This is a genomic window from Shewanella sp. POL2 (assembly GCF_000282755.1).
GTDB classification, from domain to species: domain Bacteria; phylum Pseudomonadota; class Gammaproteobacteria; order Enterobacterales; family Shewanellaceae; genus Shewanella; species Shewanella xiamenensis.
The window spans coordinates 15,239-34,354 of sequence record NZ_AKZL01000048.1 but is presented as its reverse complement, the minus strand read 5'-3'; the positions used below and the strand labels follow the sequence as shown (position 1 = coordinate 34,354).

Genomic DNA, 19,116 nt, shown 5'->3' with positions numbered 1-19,116 from the left:
GCTCATGAATTGGGGGCTGACTCATAATTCTGTCCCCATGGTTAAGTGAATACGCCATGAGCGGTCGATAGTGTCTGTCTCTTTCAAACCTACCCCTAAATCCAACTTAATTGGGCCGATGGGGGATATCCAATGGATACCACCGCCTACGGCGATAACTGGCTCAAACTGATTGTTATCAAAAGCGTTACCCGCATCGACAAAGGTAGCAACCCGCCATGTTGGTGTAACGTAATATTGATATTCCAAACTACCAACCATTAAGTAACGGCCACCGATAACCTCCCGATTGACCTTGCCATCGGCATCGATATAGTCCAGATAAGGGCCTAACTCTTGATAGCCATAGCCGCGAATGGTTTGGTCACCACCTGCAAAGTAACGCAGTGATGGTGGGATCAAGGCTAACTCATTTTCATTGGCAAGGTTGGCGGCGAGATCCATACGCGCCACGATTCTGTGGTTATCAAAAAAGGTGTCAATCCACTTAAATTTTGCCTGCAAGCGGGCAAGGCGTGTTTCTGAGCCTAGATAAGGATCGGCATAATCTAGGCTGTATATTTGCCTAAAACCGGATTTGGGATCGAGGGTGTTATCGCCACGGGTAGTTTTAGAAAAGTTAATCCCCGCAAGGTAAAAACTGGGGCTGTAGTTGATATCTGACTGAGTATATTCTTCACGAATGGCATCGAGGGAATAGCTCATGAGCCATTGATTTTCCAGCCGTTGCTGTCTTAATAGACCGAGTAAATACTTGGTCGCTTCTAGCTGCCCTGTGTTGCGAAAATCACGATTTTCAGGCTCGTAAACTTGTGTAACCCCATATTTATCCCGCAACAATCCTAAACGAATTTTGAGTTGATCGTCTAAGGGATGCGTCAGCGGAATGGTATAAGTGGTTAAAAACTTGGGCCTGTCTGGCGACCACTCCAAACTGGTTTCTTGGGAATGGCCGTATTTATTGATCTGCGGGGTTCGCCAAGTAACACGCACCCTAGGATCGAAGGTCTTATCTGCGCTTTGGCCGATATCACCACCTAAGCCTAATTCGATGGAATGGCTGGCTTTATCGGTCAACTCTACCTTGACGGGCAGTTGATTATCTTTTGCCTGATCGAGCTGTGGGATCACTTTAATATTGGAAAAATATCCCGTATCCAGCAATTGACGGTTAAGGGCGCTGACTCTGCGAGTCGAATAAGCCGCATCTTCCTTAAAGGGGATAAGTTTGGTGAGAATATCCGGCTCTAAGGTATGACCTTCAAAACTGACTTGGCCAAAATGGTAACGTGCGCCAGAGTTAAAATGCAGGCTGATTTGGGCGGTGTTTAAATCGCGGTTGATGTTAATCTGTGATTCTGTAAATTCGCCATCGAAATAGCCTCGCGCGAGGGCGAGCGTCACCAGTTGGGATTTGACATCCGAATATATGCCGTGGTTGAGCGTATCACCGGGCTTAATATTGACCTCAGCAAGCCATTTGTCGAAGGCTCGGTCGTCAAGCATTTCGCCTGAAAAATTAATATCGACCCATTGAATTTTAACCGGTTCACCTGCATTGACCGTAAGCTTGAGTTCCCAAGGACCTTTCTCTTTCTCGACTAAATGTTCCTCCAACTCTCCATGGTAATACCCCATAGACTCGAGGGCGGTGGTAACATTGTCTTCCACATTAAATAAGAAGGCTCGGCGCTGCACTTCGGAGTCAGGCATTGCACCTAAGTGGGCGAGAATATTACGCTTCAGGGCTTCGTCGACCCCATTGACTGAAAGCGTTAAAAAGTTATCAGCGGCCATAGTCGCTGATGCCACTAAACTTAGACTCAGTAGCAAATGAAGACGAAAAGATAATGAGGTAATTTGCAAGAATCGCTGCACTTTATAGTCCCTGTGATGTGACTTCATTGTCGCCAGAATAGCGTTAACAGGCAAGGAGATGATTGAAATTAGTCATTGAAATGGTTACAAAGGACGTTACTGTTTAAGGGGATGTAAATAATGAAAATAAAATTAGCCACCTTTAGTTTAATTCTCTCGAGTGCACTTTTTATGTCACAAAATACCCAAGCAAATGAAAAACCTTTTGCCATTGCGATCCACGGTGGCGCAGGCACGATTTCTAAAGCCAATCTCACGCCTGAACTGCGACAAGCCTATAAAGATAAACTAAAAGAAGCCGTCGATAAGGGCTCAAAAATATTAGAACAGGGTGGAGATAGCATACTTGCCGTACAAACAGCCATCAATGTATTGGAAAACAGCCCATTGTTTAACGCCGGTGTCGGTTCGGTTTACACCTATGATGGTGGTCATGAGTTAGATGCCTCTATCATGGATGGTAAAACCATGAATGCAGGCGCTGTGGCAGGTGTACGCCATATTGCTAATCCAATCGATTTAGCTATAGCGGTGATGAATAAGTCCGAGCATGTGATGCTCTCGGGCGCGGGTGCTGAGGAGTTTGCCTTGACTCAAGGTTTTACGCTGGTACCTAACAGCCATTTTGATAGCGATGCCCGTTATCAGCAATTACTCGATGCCAGACAAAAATTGCAGGCGGCTGAAAAGTCCGAGCAAATTGCAGGTATTGAGATGAAAGATCTCGATTATAAATTTGGCACCGTTGGCGCAGTCGCTTTAGACAAAAACGGTAACTTAGCGGCGGGGACATCCACCGGCGGCATGACGGCTAAGCGCTTTGGCCGGATCGGGGATTCGCCAGTGATTGGTGCGGGCACCTATGCGGAAAACGGCGTTTGCGCTGTATCTGCAACGGGTCACGGTGAGTTTTTTATTCGCTACCAAGTGGCGGGCGATATCTGCGCTAAGGTGAAATACCAGCAAAAATCCATTATTCAAGCGGCGGATGAAGTGATTAATCAACGTCTTATCACGGCGGGCGGTTCTGGTGGGGTGATTGCGGTTGATCATCGAGGCAATGTTGCTACCCCCTTTAATACTGAGGGGATGTACCGTGCAACCCGCACCAATGGTGAACCCGCACAGGTAATGATTTGGCAGGACCAATAATGTGAGTCACCTGCGATCATCACAAATAATAAGTGCCGCATAAGCGGCACTTATTATTTGTAAGACATTAGGGCGTGTTGACGTTTCAAGATTAAATGTTGCTCGTTCCGGCTGCACGTGCTCGCGAAACGAGGAATGCTGTGTCGTTATTCTACTCAAATGACGAGCGGCTCTTATGGCAGGAAGTAAGTCGAACCCTTGGGGCAGCATTTGGCGGGCGTTTCTGCCGCATTATCGTCCGTTTATGTAGAATAACTACACGGACTTTGCCTTGCATAAACGCCCGCCAAATTGCTGCAAAAATAACCCTAAAACGTCAAAACACCCTAGATATCTCATGAATTGACAGGGCTGTTACTTTTGAGGTCCATATGCATTTTGATTAGATGTTCTTCCATATCGAAGGTCACCTTAAAGCCTAGGCTTTTAGCAAGACTTGCCATATTGCGGTTTTCAAACATGGTAAAGCCTGTAAGCACAGGGGTGTCATTGGCTTGATAGTATTTAATCAATTTTTCAAGCAGCAGTTTACCTAGCCCAATGCCTTGATGATCCCCCCGTACCGCCATAGCAAATTCTGCCTCGGTATTATCGGGGTCGATGGAGGCCCTTACCGCGCCTAAGGTAATGTCATCACCGTCCGGCCCTTTGGCCGTAGCGATAAAGGCCATTTCGCGGGCATAATCGATTTGAGTCAATACCGCCATTTCCTCGTGGGTCATTTTCGAGCGTACGCCAAAATAGCGTTTATATCTGTCCTCATCGGAGAGGGAGTTATCAAAGGCCAAATGTTTAGGCTCATCCTCGGGAAGAATGGGACGAAGCATCACTCTGAGGCCATTTTTTAGCTCGGCAAATTCTTCTAACTCTTTGGGATAGGGCATGATGGCAAGTCGAGAGGGATTATCCGTATTGGCATCGTGTAGACGGATATTCACATCGAGCAGGGTAATGTTTTCCCCCGCCGCCAGTACAGGGTTGAGATCCAGCGCCGCAATCTCTGGACAGTCGATAATTATGTGGGATATTTGCGTCAGCATCACGCATAGGGCGTTCATATCCAGCCCCAGCGGTAAATGCCTATCCTTTAACTTATGGGTTTTTAGGGCTTGGATGACCATATAACGGGCCAGCGCCATATTGAGTGGAGGCAAAGCAACCGCCGCATCCTGAGTCGGATCCCATTCTGAGCCGCCTTCACCCAAACAGATGGCCGGGCCAAAGACGGGATCGCTAATCACGGCGACACGGATTTCCTGCGCGCCCGCAGTCAGTGCCATCTTTTGTACTATCATGCCTTCGATAATGGCGTCCGGATTGGCTTGGTGTACCCGCTGGGTAATGGCATTCGCGGCATGGCGAATGTCTTCCTCAGAGGTGAGATTAAGCATCACCCCGTGAACATCGGATTTATGCAAAATATTGGGTGATTGCACCTTCAGCGCAAGGGGGTAACCTGCCTCATTGGCTATAGCGACGGCCTCATCAGCATCTTTGACAAACCAAGTGTCGATAGTATTGAGGCCATAGGCGCGCAAAATCGGGCTGGCTTCATGGGTTTCGAGTACCGCTTTACCCTTGGCCTGCGCCGCTTGCAGCAATTTTCGCGCTGTTTGGCTATCGGTCGGAATATTGTCGGGGATCGACTGCGGCACTTCCTGTAGCAGTTTTTGATTGCGACGATATTCCACCATATGCATAAAGGCGCCTACTGCCCCTTCGGGGGTGCGATAGGTGGAGATGCCGCCCTTGGTAAAGCGTTTGCGGGCTTGATAGGCCGAGTCTTCACCGCTCCAGTTGGTGAGGATATTTAAACGGTTTTTCTTTGGATGCGCGTGGATAACTTTAATTAAGGCATCGGCAATCTCGACACTTTCACCAAGGGCTGAGGGCGAATGCAATACTAAAATGGCATCTAATTCCTCACTATCCATTAGGATGGAGAGCGCATTGGCATAGCGGCTAGCATTCGCATCACCGATAATATCCACCGGATTTTGTTTCGACCACGTCGAGGGTAGAACTGCATCAAGCTTAGCAAGCGTTTCTGGGGATAATTCTGCTAATTTCCCGCCGCGGAGGATCAGTTCATCGACGGCTAATACCGCGGGCCCGCCACCATTACTGATAATACCTAATCGCTCTCCCTGCAGTGGATTGGAGTGGGCAAGGCTTTCAACCGCGGCAAAAAGTTCTATTAAATCATTTACCCTCAGCATCCCCGCGCGCCTAAAGGCGGCTTCATACACAGCATCATTACCACCGATACCGCCCGTATGTTGTTTCGCGGCCCGTACGCCTTCGGCGCTGCGGCCCGATTTAATCACTAAAATCGGTTTATTACGCGAGGCTGCTCGGGCAGCAGAGAGAAAATGGCGCTTCTCATTAACTGAGTCGATATACAGCATAATGGCACTGGTACGGCTATCGCGGCCGAGATAATCGAGCAGTTCATCGAAGTTAATATCAGTGGCATCGCCAAGGGAAATAAAAGACGAAAAGCCAATCCCTTTGTTATTTGCCCAATCGAGCACTGTGGTGCATATTGCCGCTGATTGGGATACAAACGCAATTTTGCCGGGTAAGGCACTCGCATGGGCAAGGCTAGCATTGAGTCCTAAGGGCGGTAAAAGCATCCCTAAACTATTAGGACCAAGGATTCGCATGCCATAACGTTTGGCATGTTGCATAGCTAGATCGAGTAAGCTTACACCATCATCGTTGACTTCCTGCGCCATTCCAGAAGCCATAATAATTGCCACTTTACAGCCAAATTGCGCGAGAGTTTCGACAATCGCGGGTACACGGCTAGCACGAGTACAAATCACCGCGAGGTCGGGTTTTATCGGTAAGGCTTCAATGTTGGGATAAGCAAGCACGCCCATTACCGCGCGATATTTGGGCGTAACGGGCATGATGGGCCCAGAAAACCCGCTGGAGAGCAGGTTTTTCATCAGCACATTACCTGCACGTTTCTCGCTATTAGAGGCGCCAATGATGGCAACGGATGTGGGTTTAAATAAGGAATGTAGTGTACGTTGACTCATAAATGATCCCATCCCAGACGAAGACGCTGCCAGTGTAACCTACGCACGTGGGGCTGCACAGTTTTGATTCAGGTATTGCGCGGTAAGTTTATTAGTAAATCATTAAGTTAAATGCGGTAAACATCATATTTTTATCTTTAATGAAACATTTTTAGTAACAGCGAGATCTCTGACTACAGAAGCGAAAACCTGTGGGCTTTGCGGAGATTTTGGTTGCCAAATGCTACAAGGCAGCAGATGGCAAACGTCTACTCCTTGCCTCTCGTCATCTGAGTCGACGTGTTACGAGAGTATAAGCTTGCCAGAGCGAAGATAATCTAATCAAGAAATGTCAACACGCCCTCAACAAAGTAAAATTTTTCCGTATTTGTTTGAAAACCCCTGAATCTCAAACTACTTTTTACACACGGATAAATTATTGTGAAGTGTTTATGAGATACATGGATGGCATCATCGCAGTCTTTGCAATAGCAATAGGTTACTTGGTGGGGTCTATTACCCTTTGGCTCCTCAGTCCGGTGTTGGCGGTTGCCGTGATGCTATGTTGGCAATTTTACCGTCAGCAGCAATCTTCGGTGGTGTCTAGCATATCTCAAGTAGAACAACGGGATGGCGTCGCTCTTGGTTGGCAAACGCACCAACGCTTATACCAAGAGGCGATTGCGACTGTGAGTGAATGTGAAAATAATATCCATAATGTCCTTCGGGTTCAGGAAGATGCGGTTAATTTACTCGGAGATTCTTTTGATGGCTTAGGCCGGCTGATGACTGAGCAAACGGGATTTATCTCTGATCTAGTAAAAAGTACCGATGATGCTGAGATATTTCACTCCGAGCAGATGAAACAATTTGCGAATAATACGTCGCAAACGTTAGAACGCTTTATTCAATCCACCATAGAAATGTCTGCCTCAACAATGGAATTGCTTGAGAAAGTTAACCTTATTTACGAATCCATGCCGCAGGCGATGAAGGCCTTACAGGATATCGATCAAATATCTTCTCAAACAAACTTACTCGCTTTAAATGCCGCGATTGAGGCGGCGCGTGCGGGGGAAGCGGGCAGAGGCTTTGCGGTCGTGGCGGATGAAGTGCGTGCATTGTCTAACCGCAGTTCTGGATTTAGTGAAAGTATTCAAAAACAACTGAGATCCATTCAGAATCAGATTGAACAACTCACCCAGCATGTAAGTAAAGTTGCCGCACAGGATATGAGTTATATTATTGATGCAAAAAAAGATATTGATACAGCACTCAAACAAATTATCGTAAAGGCGGAAAAGGATTCTAAGGTCATTGCGCGCATTGATTCATCGGCGCATGAACTTGAAACGGCAATTTCAGATACGATAAGGGGATTACAATTTAGTGATATAACCTCTCAAAGTTTGTCACACACCAATCAAGCATTACATCATTTAAAAGAATCGCTCAAACAAGTCACAGCTATGTCTTATGAGGAGTTTGGAATTACCGGTGAAGACGTGACTGAAAAAATGAGTCGGCACCGAAATGAAAAACATAATCCCGTATCAAGGAATGAAATAACGAGTGGCGAAATCGAACTCTTTTAAATGGATATTATATTATGTCAAACATTCAGACCATTATCTTGCCAGAGCGATTTGACTTTTATTACCACAAAAATTTTACACGAGACTATCAACAAATCTTAACTCTTAAGGACGTTAATCATATTATTTTGGATTTTAGCCGAGTGTTATATCTTGATAGTTCAGCGTTAGGCATGATGGTACTGCTATATCGAAAAGCTCAAGAAAAGGGCATGTCGACATCAGTAAAAGGAGCTCATGGTCAAGCTGAGGAGATATTAACCATCGCCAACATGCAGAAAATTTATATCATCGAGTAACCTAGCTATGTCAGAGCACTCAGCAATTAATCACTTTGTATTGGTTGTCGATAATGATGCTGTTGTGAGTCAGTCTATCAGTGACTTTATTCATAGCAAAGGTTATAACGTGATTATCTGTGATAATCTTGAGGATGCTTTTTTTGAAATATCCATCAACAGAATTGATTTGATTTTAGTGAATTTCTTTCAGTCCGATGGTACAGCGTTGACATTGCTAGAAAATCTTCGTCAATTAAATAAGGAAATTCCAGTTGTCGTTGTAACTGATAGGAAAGAACCTCAGGCATTTTTAGATTGCTTTAAAATGGGGGTATTGGATTTTGTTGTTAAACCTATCAATGTTGAGTTGTTTTGGTATAAAGCTGAAATTTTATTAACACGTATCAGATTGCAAGAAAAAGTTAAGCAGCAAAGTGTTGAACTCGAAAAAATGCTCTATGAAAAAGCAAGGGAAGAGCAACTGGCTCGTCATATTTTTGAGCATTTAGTGAATGTTGATAATAGCCAATTTGACTTTATAAAGTCATTTTCTCAAGCAAGTGCGAATTTTAGTGGCGATATTTTGTTAAATAGTGTCTCACCTAACGGTAATTTATTCATTATGCTAGCTGATTCAACAGGTCACGGTCTTAGTGCTGCAATGCCTATCATGCGAGTGGCAAGTACATTTAAAGCTATGGTTTATAAGTGCTTTTCACTAGTAACCTTAATCTATGAGCTTAATGAAAAATTATTTTACGAAAATCCAGATGATAGATTTGTTGCCTGCATTCTTCTTGAAGCCGATTTATTTCGTAATAAACTTTATGTTTGGAATGGTGGTATGCCGCCTGTTTTTCTTCACCTCAGACATAATAATCAATCTCAAGATAATAATTCGTGGCTAAATAAAGTGTTTAAGTCAACGAATATGGCGCTTGGAATTTTACCGCCAAATACATTTATTGCAGATATTGTTGAGATTGATTTGCCGCACGAAGGATATGCATGTCTATATAGCGATGGATTAATTGAACAGTCATTATTTGATAACTCTCAGTTTGGTATGGAGCGACTTAATGCTCTGTTTCATGAAAAGTTAGACTCCTTGCCTTATTTTTTTAAAGAAAATTTTGATAATAATTCTCTGGATAATCATATTATTGATGATATTAGTGTTTGCACTCTTGATTTTCAGCGTCTTCATGACTGGTATCGTTCTCAAGATGTTAGGCATTTATTATCAAATAAGAATGGAGAGTTTGATTGGGATATCACGATATCAGGACCTATGCTACTAAGTGCGGATTACTTGAGTATGCTCAACCAGTTTTTATCAGCATTTGGTTTTGCGACATATTTTTGTCAAAGAGTATTTACGGTAGTGGCCGAGTTATTTAGTAATGCTATCGACCATGGTGTACTAAAATTAGATTCTAGACTAAAAAATGATCCTGAAGGCTTTGAATTGTACCATAGTATAAGAGATGGCTGCGCAGATAGGCTTACTTCAAGTGATTGGGTAAAAGTGAGCATAACGTGGAATGACAGGTATGAACTGTTGATCACTGTGTCTGATAGTGGCAAAGGATTTACTGGTTTTGATAAATCGATTTCAAATTATCCTGAACTTTCTGGACGAGGCTTATCACTGGTGAAAAAATTATGTAAACACTATGAATTAATTTCTCCCGGTAATATCACTAAAGTGGTTATGGAATAGGGCATGAGTAAAAAAATATTAATTGTTGATGATTCTGCTGCCATTCGACAGATGGTTGAAGCCACGCTGAAATCAGCAAACTATCTAGTCACTTTGGCTAAAGATGGCCAAGAGGCTCTCGATTTGTGTAGTAGCCAGCGATTTGATTTTATTTTGACTGACCAAAATATGCCGAGAATGGATGGTTTAACCTTAATTAAATCTTTGCGAGGGATGTCCGCATATATGCGAACCCCAATCATAATGCTAACCACTGAAGCGGGGGAAGATATGAAAGCCCAAGGAAAAGCGGTTGGTGCAACGGGATGGATGGTTAAGCCTTTTGACCCGCAAAAATTATTAGCAATAACAGCCAAAGTGCTGGGTTGAGGGTATTGGGGGCAATATGTCCATTAATATGGCTGAGTTTCATCAAGTCTTTTTTGAAGAAAGCCATGAGCATCTTGAAAGCATGGAGCAACTGCTTATTGCCCTCGATCTTCAGTCGCCAGATCCCGAGGAGTTAAATACTATTTTTCGAGCGGCGCACTCTATTAAGGGAGGCAGTGGTATTTTTGGCTTTACGGCGCTCACCAGTGTCACTCACGTAATGGAAAACCTACTCGATAAAGTGAGAAAGGGTACATTTGAGTTATCTTCCGGGGTTATTGATTTACTTTTGAAGACGGTTGACACGCTATCCCACATTCTTAGCTTGTATCGTGAAGATTCACCAATTGATTGGCAACAGGTTGAATTTGCTAAAAATCAATTAATTGCAGCATTAAATGGTGAGCCTTTTTCGATTACCCATTCTAACGAAACGTTCACTTCGCCAATTCAAACAGCAGTGCCACACACAGCAACGGTTTTACCCAAGGCCTGTGACGAGAATGATCTCGGCTTTGGTTTTTTTGAAGATGATGTCAAATTAACCTTAGCCATTGAAAATCAAGATTTTGGTTTTTTTGATGAAGCGTATATTGCGAAAGAAATTAGTATTGATGATTTAAGCAAAACGGTCACAAATAGTCAGCAACTTAGTACAGCGCCTGACGATGACTTAGGTTTTGGTTTCTTTGAGTCCTTAACAGCTGAAAGCATTGACAGTGAAATTGATGCTTTAGTGCAGATTAAAACTAATCCAGCACATCCCATCATCGAGCCAATTGTAGAGCCTATTAGTCATCATTCCGGTGCTAAAGTGCCTCGTTATACAGGCAAAGTCACGCAAACCGAAAAAACAGAACCCACAGATTTGGTTACTTCAAATGCATCAAATCAGCATGTGGCTTCTGCCGTCACATCACCACAAACAACTGTTGCGACTAAAAAAGTCAACACGACCACTCAAGATGCCACATTGAGAGTCGAAACCTCCAAAATCGATACCCTAGTCAATCTTGCGGGTGAATTGGTTATTACCCAGTCAATGTTGACCCTCATTGGTAATGAGCTGTCGGGTGAATTGGGTGAAAGGCTTAAGACGGCATTGGTCGAACTTGAGCGAAATACGCGGGAGATGCAAGAGGCTGTGATGTCGGTCCGAATGTTGCCAGTTTCCTTTGTATTCAACCGGTTTCATCGATTAGTCAGAGATTTATCAGAACAACTCGGCAAAAATGTCAATCTTGTGATCGAAGGTGGCAACACGGAAATCGACAAGGGCATGATTGAAAAGCTGGTCGATCCGCTCACACATCTAGTACGCAATAGTTTAGACCATGGTATTGAAAAACCAGAAGTCAGGCGTGCGTTGGGTAAAGCTGAAACGGCCCAATTATCGCTTAAAGCAAGTCAGCGGGGGGGCAGTATTGTCATTGCAGTACATGATGATGGTGCTGGTTTACATCGCGAGAGGATCTTACAAAAAGCCCGAGAAAATAATATGCCAGTTGCGGATAACATGCCGGATAAACTGATTTGGCAACTGATTTTTACCGCCGGATTTTCGACAGCCAAGGAAATTACTGATGTTTCTGGCCGTGGTGTCGGGATGGATGTTGTTCGTCGAAATATTGAAGCACTAGGCGGACGAATCGATATCGATTCCGTGGCGGGTCATGGGGCTACCTTTGAAATTCAATTGCCACTGACCTTAGCCATTGTTGATGGGATGAGTGTGAGTGTGGGTAATCAAATCTATATTTTACCGCTTGTCCATATTATCGAATCAATACAACCCCATAATGAGCAGCTAACGTCCTTCGCTCACGAGCGTTTAATCCGAGTCAGGGAAGAATATTTACCCCTATTAAACCTGCATCAATTGATGGAAATCGATCCGTTTGCCAAGCGTCCCGAAGAGGGCATTGTGGTGCTCCTTGAAAGCAACAATAAACGTTTTGGATTGTTTGTTGATGCATTGGTTGGTCAGCAGCAGGTTGTGATTAAAAGTCTTGAAAAACATTATCGTCGGATCCCAGGCGTGTCTGGAGCCACCATTATGGGAGATGGTAGTGTCGCTTTAATTCTCGATGTGGAATCACTGGCCCAGCATATTAAGCATTAACTGAGGACATGCTAATGGAAAGTCGCACATTGCTCGGCCCTAAACCGGAATTTAGTGCCCATGATGAAGTAGAGTTTTTAAGTTTTGTGCTGGGTGAAGAACACTATGCATTGGACATTATGTCGGTAAAAGAAATAAGAGGTTACGAGCCTGTCACAAAAATTGCCAATGCGCCCAGTTTTATTAAAGGAGTGCTTAACCTGCGTGGTGATATCGTACCGATTGTCGATTTACGAATGAAATTTAATGTCGGAACAGCTACTTATGATGAGTTCACGATAGTGATTATGCTCAATGTTTGTGACCGAATTGTCGGCATCGTGGTCGATGCTGTTTCAGATGTCATTAAACTGGCGAGTGAAGCCATTTTACCCGCCCCGCAATTTGGCGCTGCCTTTGATAGTCGCTATCTCAAAGGTCTCGCAACCGTTGAAGAAAAAATGATTATTTTGGTCAACATTCAAGCTCTTATCAGCAGTGATGAGTTGGGGCTAATGGATACAAACAGTCTTTCTGAGCAGGAGTAAACACTATGGGTATCTTAGATATTTTCGGTAATACCGAAGAGCGCCAACGTCGAGATGAAGAGCGCCAACGTTATTTCCAATTGCTCGATAACAGTGGTAATAATTTCATGATTGCCGATAGTGAGCGCAATATCATTTACGCCAATAAAGCTGTACTGAATATGCTGTCAGAGGCTGAGGCTGATATCCGTAAACAGTTACCCCAGTTTTCCGTTGCCAAGATCGTTGGCAGTAATATCGATATCTTCCATGTTAATCCCGCTCATCAGCGCAATATGCTAGAAAGATTAACACAACCACATACGGCACAAATCAGCATTGGTAAGCGTACCTTTAAATTGATACTGACACCTATTATTTCCCGTGATAATAAGCATTTAGGGACTGGTGTTGAGTGGATTGACCGCACTGAAAGTATTGAAGCTGAACGGGCAACCCAACGCATATTAGAAGCGCTCAATAACACAAGCACCAATGTGATGATCGCCGATGCCAATCGAACCATTATTTATATGAACCGTTCAGTTGAAGCCATGTTACGCCGCTCTGAAAGTGAAATTCGCCAGGTTTTACCCCATTTCGCCGTGGATAAGATCATCGGTAGTTCTATGGATATCTTCCACCGTAATCCGGCGCATCAAGCGAGTCTGCTTGACAAGCTCGATCGTAAATATGAGTCGCAGATCAAAGTGGCGAGTTGTCATTTCCGTCTAACGGCAAGCCCTATTATTGCAAAGTCAGGTGAACGGTTAGGCACAGTTGTTGAGTGGCTCGACCGTACTGAAGAAGTACTAGTTGAACAAGAAATTGCTCGGATCGTTGGGGCAGCCGCTGCGGGAGACTTTACCCAACGTGTTGATAGTCAAAGTAAGCAGGGTTTTTTCTTAATGTTAGCGAATAGCCTCAATGCTTTGATTGAAACCTCTGATAGAGGATTACAAGATGTTGCTCGTGTGCTAATGGCCATGGCTGAAGGGGATTTGACCACGAGGATTTATAACGAGTATGAAGGCACCTTTAATGATTTAAAAAACTATTCAAACCAAACCGCTGAAAAGCTCTCTTACATGATAAGAGATATTCAAAAAGCAGCTGATACCATCAATACCGCATCTACTGAAATCGCTCAAGGCAATGCCGATCTGTCCAGTCGAACAGAGGAGCAAGCCTCGAGTCTCGAAGAAACTTCCGCCAGCATGGAAGAGTTAACGGGAACTGTAAAATTAAATGCTGATAATGCCAGCCAAGCCAATGCGTTAGCTTCAAAAGCTGCCGATGTGGCTGAAGATGGGGGAGAGCTTATCCAGCAAGTCGTGCAAACCATGGCGTCAATCAACGAATCCGCGCGCAAAATTGCCGATATTATTGGTGTGATCGATGGTATTGCCTTTCAAACCAATATATTGGCGCTCAATGCTGCGGTCGAGGCAGCCAGAGCCGGTGAGCAGGGGCGGGGGTTTGCGGTCGTGGCCTCAGAAGTGCGAAGCTTGGCTCAACGTTCTGCAAATGCAGCGAAAGACATTAAGGCATTAATCTCTGACTCGGTCAGTAAAATTGAGAGCGGCAATAGCCTCGTCGGAAAATCCGGCGATACCATGAAGGAAATTGTCATTGCAATCAAACGAGTGAACGACATTATGGCGGAAATAGCCTCCGCCTCTAATGAGCAAGCGATTGGTATCGATGAAATAGGCAAAGCCGTTGTGCAAATGGATGAAATGACGCAGCAAAATGCGGCGTTAGTCGAAGAAGCCGCTGCGGCAGCTGAAAGTATGCAATCTCAGGCGCAGCAACTTGCTGATAGTGTGGCAAATTTCAAAGTCGATGAGGAAACAAGCGCAATTGGCCGCACCTCTGAGCTTAAAAAAATAGCGACTAAAACCCCCTCATTAGCACGAGTGTCCACGAAACCTAAAGCAATGACGCCTAAGCCTAGGTTAAATAAAGTCGATCAAGATGAATGGGAAGACTTTTGATTGAGTGATCTCAGACCGCTAGGTAAGGAATATGTGTTTACATTGGCTCACTTCAAGGCGGTGAAGACCCTGCTGTATCAGTTCGCTGGTATAAAATTAGCCGACAGTAAAGACGCTATGGTGTATAGCCGATTAGTGAGGCGAATTAGGGCACTCAAATTATCGGGATTTACGGCTTATTTAGAGTATTTACAAGCGAATGAATGCGAACACCAGGAATTTATTAATGCACTCACGACTAATCAAACCGCGTTCTTTCGTGAGCCGCATCATTTTGAGGTGTTAAAACGCTATTTACAGACTCATCCACACACAAAACGGATCTGGTGTGCTGCAAGTAGCACGGGTGAAGAACCTTATTCAATAGCTATGGTTGTCGCTGAGCATTTTGGTCGATTTAATACACCGATTGAGATAATAGCGTCAGATATTGACAGTGCCGTCTTAAAAAAAGCGCAGACGGGGATTTATCCGATAGAGCGTATTGAGACGGTGAGCGATGAGCGTAAAACGTTATTTTTTCAGCGGGGTAAAGGGGCGAAACTCGGTCAAGTCCGTGTGATCCCGGAATTAAAGCAAATGTTGCAGTTTACTCGAATCAACTTAGTCGATTCTTTTTGGTCGATTAAAACCCCCGTAGATATTATTTTTTGCCGAAATGTAATGATTTATTTCGATAAAGCAACTCAAGAAGCCATTTTAAAACATATGGTGCTGTCACTAACGGAAGAGGGGTTATATATCGCGGGACATTCTGAAAATTTCAATATGTTTCCACAAATCCTCACCCCTGTAGGACAAACTACTTATCAGGCCTTAAAGGGAAAAACGAGTGCTAAGACCGAATATTGAATATCCTGCCCTAGGGCCAAATCGGTATTTTGATCACTTGTTTGATTGTGAAGCCGTGAAAATTATGCCGGGTGAATATTATGCCACTCGGGAGGGTAACTTAATTGTGACTGTATTAGGGTCGTGTATTGCCGTTTGCTTATATGACCTCGAACGGAAAATTGGTGGCATGAATCACTTTTTATTGCCCAGTTGTGATAATCATGGAAATGGTATTTTAGCTGAATCAGCGCGTTATGGTGTCTATGCGATGGAGTTGCTGATCAATGATTTATTGAAATTAGGTGCAAGACGGCAGTTCATTGAAGCGAAGGTGTTTGGTGGTGGCAACATGCTATCAGGATTAACATTACACAATATTGGTGAGCGTAATGCTGAATTTGTGTTGGATTACTTGCAGATAGAGCAAATACCCGTCATCGCTGCGGACTTACTCGATATTTACCCGCGTAAAGTGTACTTCTTCCCGGAAACAGGATTAGTTAAAGTTAGAAAAATCAAGACGATGCATAATAGCACTATTATGGATAGGGAAAGTGAATACCGCTTACGGATTAAAAATCTTCCGAGTGGTGGGGATGTGGAACTCTTTGGTGAATAGCAGATGGCAATAAAGGTATTAGTGGTAGACGATTCAGCCTTAATCCGCAGTCTGTTGGGCAGGATGGTCGAGTCCGATCCTGAGTTGTGTCTCGTTGGCATGGCAGTCGATGCCTATATGGCCAAGGATATGGTGAATCAATTTCGGCCAGATGTGATTACCTTAGATATTGAAATGCCAAAGGTTGATGGACTCACTTTTTTAGATCGATTAATGAAGGCAAGACCAACAGCTGTCGTGATGATTTCTGCCTTAACCGAAGAGGGCGCAGATGCGACATTCAATGCACTAGCTCTGGGAGCTGTGGATTTTATTCCTAAGCCTAAGCTGGATTCACCTCAGGGATTTAATGAATATCAGGATTTAATCCTCGAAAAAATTAAATCTGCGGCAAAGGCAAAGTTGCAAAGCCTGCCTGCGCCGACCATAACGGTGAAACCCAGTTTAAAACCAGCCTTAAATCAACGTACTGTTAATACCCAGTTAGTGGCTATTGGAGCTTCCACTGGCGGGACTGAGGCTATTTTGCATCTTTTACAACAATTTCCTGCGGTTATGCCGCCAATTGTGATTACGCAACATATGCCTGCTGGATTTACCCGTACCTTTGCAGAACGACTAAACAAACTCACTCGCCTTAATGTAAAGCAAGCTGAGGAAGGGGAGCGGTTATTACCTTGTTATGCCTACATTGCACCAGGGGATCAGCACTTAGAAATCATCAAAGTTGGTGGGAGTTTTAAAGCAAAGCTTAGCCAAGGTGACAAAGTTAGTGGGCATAGACCATCGGTGGACGTGTTATTCCATTCAGTGGCTCAATATGCAGGCGCGAATGCGACAGCTGTGATCCTAACTGGTATGGGTAAAGATGGGGCCGATGGGATGGAAGCGATAGATAAGCAAGGTGGCAAAACCTTTGCACAAGGAGAGCAGAGTTGTGTGGTATTTGGTATGCCTAAAGAGGCGATCAAACGCGGTGCGATTCATCATATAGTAGAATTGCCTCAATTAGGGGATAAACTGCTCCAGTATTTGGCATCATTAAAACGAGACTAGGTCATACTGATTTTTACCCTAGGCAATACATTAAACTAAGGTATTGATAATACAATTTCGTCCGCTTCGTTTGGCTTCATACAAGTTTTTATCCGCTAATAATAAACACTCTTGAAACTGATGACATTCGGTTGAAAATGCCAAACCACCACTCAATGTGACTTTAAATTCGGCGCCTTCTTCAACAAACACAATATGGCTAAAGCTTTCGCGAATGGCATTAATTTTGGCAATCGCCAGCGGTGCGGGCATGTCAGGTATGACTAGCATAAACTCCTCACCGCCATAACGCCCCATAAAATCCGCAGGGCGTAGGGACTGTTGTAACAGGTGCGAAAAAGCTAATAGAACCTTATCACCACCTGAATGGCCATAAGTATCATTCACTTGCTTAAAGTGATCTAGATCCAGCATCGCGATACATACGCAAGAGTTTGCTCGTTTGGCTAAGCTGAAACTATGACGAGCCGCAACAAGGATTTGAGTATGATTCAATAAGCCCGTTAAACTGTCACGGCTGGCAGAACTGCGTATATCATGGCCACGTTGCGCGCGGGAAATCACTTGGGTAACAAAGAGGCTGGGGGCCGTTTGTTTAGAGATAAGATCATCGGATCCCGCCTGAATAATGCTGACTTTATTTTGCATGGTGTCATCTGAGCTCAACACTAAAATAGGGCTTGAAGTATATTTATCGAGCTGACGGATCATTCTTGCCAGTTCTAAGCCATTTACCTCCGGCATATAGAGATCAAAGATAAATAAATCCGGTTCAAATTGCTCCAGGGTTGGCATGACGTGCTCGGGTTTGGTCATGCCTCTAACCATTAACCCATGGCTACGTAACAAGCTCGAAAAATAATCCACCATCGATTGCTGATCATCCACTAACAGCACTTTGAGGGGAGGCTTATCGGACATTTTGAGCCATTGATGAATTTTACGAACCAACAATGTTGTTTCGGCCGGTTTAACAAAATACTCGCTGACATTGGCACGAATCGCTAATAAACGCATATCAAAATCGCCACGAGAAGATAATACAAATACCCGAGTATTATTTTTCTCAAATTCGGTGGCGGCTTCGAATAGTGCCTCTTCGGTATAATCGGGCAAGATAAGATCTAATAAAATTAAATCGAATGGACTTGAGTATTGCACCTTGAGAAAGTCGGTAAAATTTAAGAAATGTTGCACATTAAAACCAAACTCGTGTAGTTGTTTTGTGATCATTAAGCCCACATTACTGTCATCTTCGATGATGGCAATACAGTATTCATGGCGAGACTTTGAGGGTTTATAGGGGCTTTGTTGCATTTGCGCCTCAACCACGGGTGCCGCAGGCTGACAATGCTGATTATTTTGCAGTAACTGGTGAAAAAGCGTATCTAGGCCTTTGATCACATTTAGCGTTGGTGCTGGGGTGTCGAGAAGATGTTTCAATTGAAGCTCAAGCTTATCGACTAGATCTTTGGTCTCGATTAAGCCAAAGGTTTCACAGGAACCTTTTAAATTATGCACTTCGCGATAAACGGCTGACAGCATATGTCCTTGCCAGTTTTTCCGTAGTGAGATCCATAACGTAATGATTTGTTTCTTTTTATCAGGCAAAGCATGTAAGTACTGACGTTTGAGTTGTTCTAAGGATTCTTCAAGACTCATAAAACCATCACCATGATAAGGATTTACAGAATAAACTGGTGCACCGCTGCTGCGTATGCAATACCCCTTAGAGATTTAGTATTTAGTTGTGTTTTGTTGGGTACCTAATGAGTGTAAACCAAGGGAGAAAAAATGCGGCAAAAATACAGTGTTAATAACATTTAAACCTTAAAGCTACCTATTTTTAGCTGAAGTGATACTTTGATAGCGCTTAGTGGAAATAACCTATGCAATTAGAAAATAATAAGTAAGATCAATTAATTTATAAGCGTTAGCAATGGTAACAGGAGTGATTT

14 protein-coding genes are annotated in these 19,116 nt (G+C 43.8%); 11 read left to right on the top strand and 3 right to left on the bottom strand.

Translation table 11 applies throughout. From position 1 onward, the window contains the following. Positions 1-21: 21 nt before the first annotated feature. A complete protein-coding gene (locus tag SHEWPOL2_RS13755) occupies positions 22-1,878 on the bottom strand; it encodes an autotransporter assembly complex family protein (protein WP_037429113.1) in 1,857 nt (618 codons plus the stop codon). 120 nt (positions 1,879-1,998) lie between these two features. Here SHEWPOL2_RS13755 and SHEWPOL2_RS13750 point away from each other — a divergent pair, with 120 nt between their 5' ends. Further along, entirely contained in the window at positions 1,999-3,030 is a 1,032-nt protein-coding gene (locus SHEWPOL2_RS13750; protein ID WP_037429111.1) for an isoaspartyl peptidase/L-asparaginase, read from the top strand. A 335-nt stretch (positions 3,031-3,365) separates the two neighbouring features. On the opposite strand, the gene SHEWPOL2_RS13745 is transcribed toward SHEWPOL2_RS13750, so the two are convergent. Then, positions 3,366-6,077 carry an acetate--CoA ligase family protein gene (locus tag SHEWPOL2_RS13745; RefSeq protein WP_037429109.1) on the bottom strand — a complete coding sequence of 904 codons (2,712 nt, stop codon included), beginning with the start codon at positions 6,075-6,077 and terminating at the stop codon, positions 3,366-3,368. Between the two features lie 431 nt (positions 6,078-6,508). Between SHEWPOL2_RS13745 and SHEWPOL2_RS13740 the strand changes: the two genes are divergently transcribed. From SHEWPOL2_RS13740 to SHEWPOL2_RS13695, 10 genes are read left to right on the top strand one after another with little or no spacing between them, the layout of a single operon-like run. Then, a complete protein-coding gene (locus SHEWPOL2_RS13740; protein ID WP_037429107.1) occupies positions 6,509-7,651 on the top strand; it encodes a methyl-accepting chemotaxis protein in 1,143 nt (380 codons plus the stop codon). A gap of 14 nt (positions 7,652-7,665) precedes the next feature. Beyond that, entirely contained in the window at positions 7,666-7,950 is a 285-nt protein-coding gene (locus SHEWPOL2_RS13735) for an STAS domain-containing protein (RefSeq protein ID WP_037429105.1), read from the top strand. Between the two features lie 7 nt (positions 7,951-7,957). Continuing rightward, complete coding sequence (locus SHEWPOL2_RS13730; protein WP_037429101.1) at positions 7,958-9,655, top strand: SpoIIE family protein phosphatase; 1,698 nt, start codon at positions 7,958-7,960, stop codon at positions 9,653-9,655. A gap of 3 nt (positions 9,656-9,658) precedes the next feature. Then, positions 9,659-10,024, top strand: coding sequence for a response regulator (locus SHEWPOL2_RS13725; RefSeq protein WP_037418002.1), 366 nt, complete (start codon positions 9,659-9,661; stop codon positions 10,022-10,024). Positions 10,025-10,040: 16 nt separating this feature from the next. Next, complete coding sequence (locus tag SHEWPOL2_RS13720; RefSeq protein ID WP_037429099.1) at positions 10,041-12,146, top strand: chemotaxis protein CheA; 2,106 nt, start codon at positions 10,041-10,043, stop codon at positions 12,144-12,146. A gap of 14 nt (positions 12,147-12,160) precedes the next feature. Continuing rightward, entirely contained in the window at positions 12,161-12,673 is a 513-nt protein-coding gene (locus tag SHEWPOL2_RS13715) for a chemotaxis protein CheW (RefSeq protein WP_037418008.1), read from the top strand. Positions 12,674-12,678: 5 nt separating this feature from the next. Further along, positions 12,679-14,649 carry a methyl-accepting chemotaxis protein gene (locus SHEWPOL2_RS13710; RefSeq protein ID WP_037429096.1) on the top strand — a complete coding sequence of 657 codons (1,971 nt, stop codon included), beginning with the start codon at positions 12,679-12,681 and terminating at the stop codon, positions 14,647-14,649. Further along, positions 14,650-15,501, top strand: a complete 852-nt coding sequence (locus SHEWPOL2_RS13705; RefSeq protein ID WP_037429094.1) for a CheR family methyltransferase — start codon at positions 14,650-14,652, stop codon at positions 15,499-15,501. Continuing rightward, positions 15,482-16,102 carry a chemoreceptor glutamine deamidase CheD gene (gene cheD / locus SHEWPOL2_RS13700; RefSeq protein ID WP_037418018.1) on the top strand — a complete coding sequence of 207 codons (621 nt, stop codon included), beginning with the start codon at positions 15,482-15,484 and terminating at the stop codon, positions 16,100-16,102. Before SHEWPOL2_RS13705 ends, cheD begins: the two co-directional genes overlap by 20 nt. A gap of 3 nt (positions 16,103-16,105) precedes the next feature. Beyond that, entirely contained in the window at positions 16,106-17,158 is a 1,053-nt protein-coding gene (locus tag SHEWPOL2_RS13695; protein ID WP_037429092.1) for a chemotaxis response regulator protein-glutamate methylesterase, read from the top strand. Positions 17,159-17,188: 30 nt separating this feature from the next. On the opposite strand, the gene SHEWPOL2_RS13690 is transcribed toward SHEWPOL2_RS13695, so the two are convergent. Then, positions 17,189-18,820, bottom strand: coding sequence for a diguanylate cyclase (locus tag SHEWPOL2_RS13690; RefSeq protein ID WP_037429090.1), 1,632 nt, complete (start codon positions 18,818-18,820; stop codon positions 17,189-17,191). Between the last annotated feature and the right edge of the window lie 296 nt (positions 18,821-19,116).